The sequence below is a fragment of the Micromonospora sp. NPDC005197 genome (genome assembly GCF_040608295.1).
Lineage (GTDB): Bacteria > Actinomycetota > Actinomycetes > Mycobacteriales > Micromonosporaceae > Micromonospora.
Genome location: NZ_JBEXHY010000219.1, coordinates 1 through 5,054, shown reverse-complemented (window position 1 = coordinate 5,054; position 5,054 = coordinate 1). Strand labels below are relative to the sequence as shown.

Below are 5,054 nucleotides of genomic sequence, written 5' to 3'. Positions count from 1 at the left end.
CTCGGTGGTGGGGGGGCCCCCCGGGGGGGGGCCCCCCCCGGCCGACCGGGCCGCCGCGCCCGCCGAACCGATCAACCCGCAGCTCGTGCTCCAGGAACTCTCCACCCGGGCGCCGCGGACCGGCTCGGTCGCGGTCGACGTCGGCTCGGTCCTCTACTGGTACGCCCGGCACCTCGTCCTGCCGCCCGGGGTGAACGCGCAACTGTGCGGCACCCTCGGCTCGATGGGCTGCGCCCTGCCGTACGCGGTGGCCGCCAAACTCGCCGCGCCCGGCCAGCCGGTGATCGCCCTGCTCGGCGACGGGGCCATGCAGCTCAACGGGCTCGCCGAGCTGATCACGGTGTCGCACCACTGGCAGGGGTGGGCCGACCCACGGTTGGTGGTGCTCGTGCTCAACAACCGCGACCAGAACGGCATGGGCGGTGGCCGGGAGCCGTCGTCCGACCCCACCCACCGCCGCCCGGACGTGCCGTACGCCGGCTGGGCCCGCCTGCTCGGGCTGCACGGTGTCCGGGTGGACCGCCCGGAACTGGTCGGCGCCGCCTGGGACGAGGCGCTCGCCGCGGACCGCCCCTGCGTCCTGGAAGCGGTAGTCGACCCGGCGGTGTCGTTGGCGCCGCCGGAGCCGGCCTTCGCCGACCTGCGCGGACTGTATGCCGAGGGGGAGGGCGCCCGGCGGGTACGCGAGCAGGTCGAGCAGGCGGTGGCCGTCGACGATCTCGTTTAGGCGTACCTCTTCAGGGCATCAGTAGCGGCCCGACGACGCTGGAGGTCACATGCCGGAGCCCACCGACCGCCGCTACGGTCCCGCGCCCCTGCCGCAGCCGCGCGGTCCGCTGTCCGCCGCGGTGACCGATGCGCTGCGGCGTCCGCCGCACGACCTGCCTCCCGGCCTGGGCGTCGACCTCGATCCGGTGGACGCGATCGGCGACGAGGACCTGCAACTGACCCTGTTCCTCTGCTACGAGCTGCACTACCGGGGCTGGAGCGGGGTGGATGAGGGCTGGGAGTGGCAGCCCGCGCTGCTGGCCCTGCGGGCCCGCGTCGAACGGCCCTTCGAGGCGGCGCTGCGCCGGCTGGCCGGAGCCCCGGCGGTACCGGCCGGTGGGGTCGCGGCCGGATTGGGCGAGCTGGTCGCTGCCGACGACGGGCCGCCGCTGGCCGCCACGCTCCAGCGGCACGCCGACCTCACCCAGTTCCGCGAGTTCGTCGCCCACCGTTCCGTCTACCACCTGCGCGAGGCGGACCCGCACAGTTGGGCGCTGCCCCGCCTCGGCGGTCCCGCCAAGGCCGCCCTCGTCGAGATCCAGACCGACGAGTACGGCAACGGCCGGCTGGACCGGATGCACGCCGAGCTGTTCCGGCGCACCCTCGACCGGTTGGGTATGGACACCGGCTACGGCGCCCACCTGGACGCGGTGCCCGCGGTGACGCTGGCGACCAACAACCTGATGTCGCTGTTCGGGCTGCACCGACGGCTGCGCGGCGCGCTGCTCGGGCACCTGGCGGCCTTCGAGATGACCTCGTCCCTGCCGAACCGCCGCTACGGCAACGGCCTGCGCCGGCTCGGCCTCGACGAGGTGGCGACCCGCTTCTACGACGAGCACGTGGAGGCCGACGCGGTGCACGAGCAGATCGCCGCGCACGACCTGTGTGGCGGCCTGGTCCGTACCGAGCCGGCGCTCGCCTCCGACGTGCTCTTCGGCGCGGCGGCGGCGCTCGCGGTGGACCGGCTGTTCGCGGCGCACCTGCTGGACAGTTGGGCCGCCGGCCGCAGCTCACTGCGGTCGCCACTGCCGCTGTCGACCGCGCCGGCCGTGCCGCCGCTGGTGTCGCTCACCGCGACGCCGACCGTGGTGACGCCGGTCCAGCCCGCCGTCGCCTGACGGCTTCGCCTGGTCAGGTCCGCCCGGTCAGCCCTCGCGGGCGGTGCCGGCCCGGAAGTTGACCACCTTGTGGGTGCCGTCGCAGAACGGCTTGAGCGCCGACTTGCCACACCGGCACAGAGCAATCGTGCCCCGGCGTGCGTCGATCCGCTCGCCGTCCGGAGTGACCAGGGCGAAGTCGCCGCGGACCAGGAGCGGGCCGTCCTCGTACGGGGTGATCGTGGCGGCGGACTCGCCGGTGTCCTCGGTGCGCATGAGTCCGGAAGTGCCCGCCCCGGCCGCGACGAAACCCCGCGCGCACGCCGTGGGTCCCTCAGGTCCGATCGTCCCCGCCGGCCCGCTCCCGCCGCCCGGAGCCAATCGTCGCCGAACGCCGCTGACCTGTGGAATGTTGCCGCCGGGTGGGTGATGCCCCGTTTGAACCCCATCCGGACGGGAAGCCGGGCCGCGTGGTGAGCGAACGAGGCAAGGTGGGCCCGGTGCACAAGGTGCACAAGGGGCTGTCGGCCGACGGCGCCGGTCTGGCCGGCGACCGGGTCGTGGCCCAGGGCAGCGCCGCCCGGGTGCTGGTCGCCGCCACCGCCCGGGCCCTGCGCGGCGCGGACTGCGCCGACCTCGGGCACACCGGGCCGACCTCGCGGTTCCCGGGCGCCCCCGAGCCGGTACGCCGTGCCGCGGTGAGCCGGGCCGCCGGGCGGGTCGCCCTCACCGTCGACCAGGTCGGTGAGGTGGACGCCGCCCGGGTCGCGCGCTGGTTCGTCGACCAGTACCCGCGTGGGAGCTACCCCGGTGTGCTCATCGGGTCGCCGCACGGTGCGGCGGCCCACCTCGCGGTGGCCCTCGGCGTGCCGTGGCTGCCCGCCGGCTTCGAGATGACCGCGCACTGGAGCGACGGCGCCGTGGACCGCCCGGGGGCGGCACTGGAGCACGGCGGGGCGCTCGCCGAACGGCTGCTCGCCGGCAACCCCGACGTGCACCTGCGTCAGGTGCACTGCCCGGCCAGCCGGGGGTCGCTGACCGGGGTCACCGTGTCGCTGGCCGCCCGCTGGAGGGCGCTGCCGGCCGCGTACGCGCAGTTCCTGACCGACCGGCTGAGCGCGGGCGCCCCGGTGCTGCTGGTGCGCGACGCGCGCACGTGGCCGGTGTCGGAGCGGGGGCCCGGGCACAGCTTCCAGGTCGGCTGCCCGGCCAGCGGGCTGGACCCGGTGGACTTCCACCCCGACAGCCATGCCCTGCGGCAGGTGCTGCGCGCCGTGGGCGGGGACGCCGCCCAGTGGGCGCCGCCGGAGGTGTCGGCGCCGTCGGGCGACGCCGAGCACGGCATGGACGCGGACTTCGAGCGGACCACGCGGGACTGGGCCGCCCGCCACCAGCATCCGCTGCACCGGGTGCTGGTGCCCCGGCCGGCGGCGCTGAGCGCGGGCGTGGCGGACCTGTACCGGCGGTGGCTGCGGGCCGCCGGCAAGACCGGTGACCGGTTGGTGGTGGAGTGCGGCCGGCTGCTCGATCCGTGGCAGGTGGTACGGGCGGGGCTGGTGCCGTACTGGTGTGAGAACGCCACCCGGCGCAGCGTCGACGAGGCCGAGTGGTGGCTGGCCGGCAGCGAGACGTTCAGCTCGGTGGACGTCCTGCCCGAGCCTCCCGGGATGCGCTCGCCCGCCCTGGCCGGGCTGCCGCAGTGGTTGGCCGTAGCGGGCTTCGGCCGGCGGCGGCGGGCGCTGGACCGGACCTCCGCCCGGGGCTATCCGGTGACGTCCGTGCCGACGCGCCGGGCCACCGAGGTTCTGCGCGCCCAGCCGTACGACCTGCCCGCTCCGCCCCCGCTGGGGGCCGCTGAGGCCCTGTCGGTGCTCCGCGACAGCGGCGGCCACCAGGGGTTGCTCGTCTCCTGAGGGGAGCACGCCGAAACTTCCTCGCGAACCCGGGGTCCCGTGATTGAGTACCTACGGAGCGGGAACATCGCTGGCTGCGACGGCCTGATTGCGCTGCGTAGAGGCGTTGTCGCCCGCTGGCATCCCAGTCACTGACCCACTTTCCGGCCCGGTGCGTGGCCCGACCACGCGCACGACCGGTTTCCCGATCCGGGCGGGGGACCTTCCTGAGGGAGGCGCGGATGTTCGGACAGACGAGCACGACCACGACCACACCACCACCCACCGAGCGTGGTCTGGAGGACCTGGACGCGGCGGCGCTGGCGTACGCGGCCCGGATCGAGGGGCTGCCGCCGGAGCGGCGGGGAGAGGCCCGCGACGACCTGGTGCGCTTCGCGCTGCCGTTCGCCGGGCGACTGGCCCGCCGGTACCGGGGCCGGGGGGAGCCGCTGGAGGACCTGGAGCAGGTGGCCCGCCTCGGGCTGGTCAACGCCGTCGACCGGTACGACCCGGAACGGGGCTCGTTCACCGCGTACGCGGCGATCACCATCGTCGGGGAGATCAAGCGGCACTTCCGGGATCGCACCTGGGGCGTGCACGTGCCCCGGCGGCTGCGCGACCTGATCCTCGAGGTGGGTCAGGCCACCGCCGCGCTGACCAGCGAGCTGTCCCGGGCGCCGTCGGTGGCCGAGCTGTCGGCCCGCCTGGAGACGCCGCAGGAGGAGATCCTCGCGGCGCTGGAGTCGGCGGCCGGCTACAGCCCGGCGTCACTGAACGCGCCGGTCGGCGGGGAGAGTTCCGCGGAGTTCGGTGACCTGGTCGGCGAGTCGGACAACGCGCTGGAATCGGTCGACGACCGGGTGACGGTGAGCGGCCTGCTGCACCGGCTGCCCTGGCGCGAACGCCGCATCCTCGCCATGCGCTTCTACGGCAACCAGACCCAGGCGGAGATCGCCGCCCGGTTCGGCATCTCGCAGATGCACGTGTCCCGACTGCTGTCGCGGGCGCTGACCTGGCTGCGGCAGGCCATGCTCGCCGACGCGCCGCCGCCGTGGCAGAACGGCGCCGCCGAACCGGACCCGGGCAAGACCCGCATCTCGGTGCGGCAGAACGGCGACGGGGTCGTCGTCGAGGTCGGCGGTGAGGTGGACCGGGACGGCGCGGACCAGCTGCGCCGCGCGATGCTGGAGGCCGTCAACGGCCAGCCGAGCGAGGTCGTCGTCGACCTGGTCGGCGCGGGTGGCTTCGACGCCGGCGGGATCGCCGCGCTGATGGCGGGCCGGGAGGCGGCGGAGCG

5 protein-coding genes are annotated in these 5,054 nt (G+C 75.3%); 4 read left to right on the top strand and 1 reads right to left on the bottom strand.

The window, feature by feature from the left end:
- A partial coding sequence (locus tag ABZU46_RS30940; RefSeq protein WP_354863238.1) for a thiamine pyrophosphate-dependent enzyme occupies window positions 1-727 on the top strand: 727 nt, incomplete at its 5' end.
- 49 nt (window positions 728-776) lie between these two features.
- Window positions 777-1,886: an iron-containing redox enzyme family protein gene (locus ABZU46_RS30935; RefSeq protein WP_354863237.1), complete on the top strand. Its 1,110-nt coding sequence runs from the start codon at window positions 777-779 to the stop codon at window positions 1,884-1,886.
- Between the two features lie 27 nt (window positions 1,887-1,913).
- On the opposite strand, the gene ABZU46_RS30930 is transcribed toward ABZU46_RS30935, so the two are convergent.
- Window positions 1,914-2,141 (bottom strand): CDGSH iron-sulfur domain-containing protein, encoded by a 228-nt coding sequence (locus tag ABZU46_RS30930; RefSeq protein WP_354863236.1) that lies wholly within the window; start codon window positions 2,139-2,141, stop codon window positions 1,914-1,916.
- Window positions 2,142-2,386: 245 nt separating this feature from the next.
- Between ABZU46_RS30930 and ABZU46_RS30925 the strand changes: the two genes are divergently transcribed.
- Complete coding sequence (locus ABZU46_RS30925) at window positions 2,387-3,778, top strand: hypothetical protein (protein ID WP_354863239.1); 1,392 nt, start codon at window positions 2,387-2,389, stop codon at window positions 3,776-3,778.
- Window positions 3,779-3,999: 221 nt separating this feature from the next.
- A partial coding sequence (locus ABZU46_RS30920; RefSeq protein ID WP_354863235.1) for a SigB/SigF/SigG family RNA polymerase sigma factor occupies window positions 4,000-5,054 on the top strand: 1,055 nt, incomplete at its 3' end.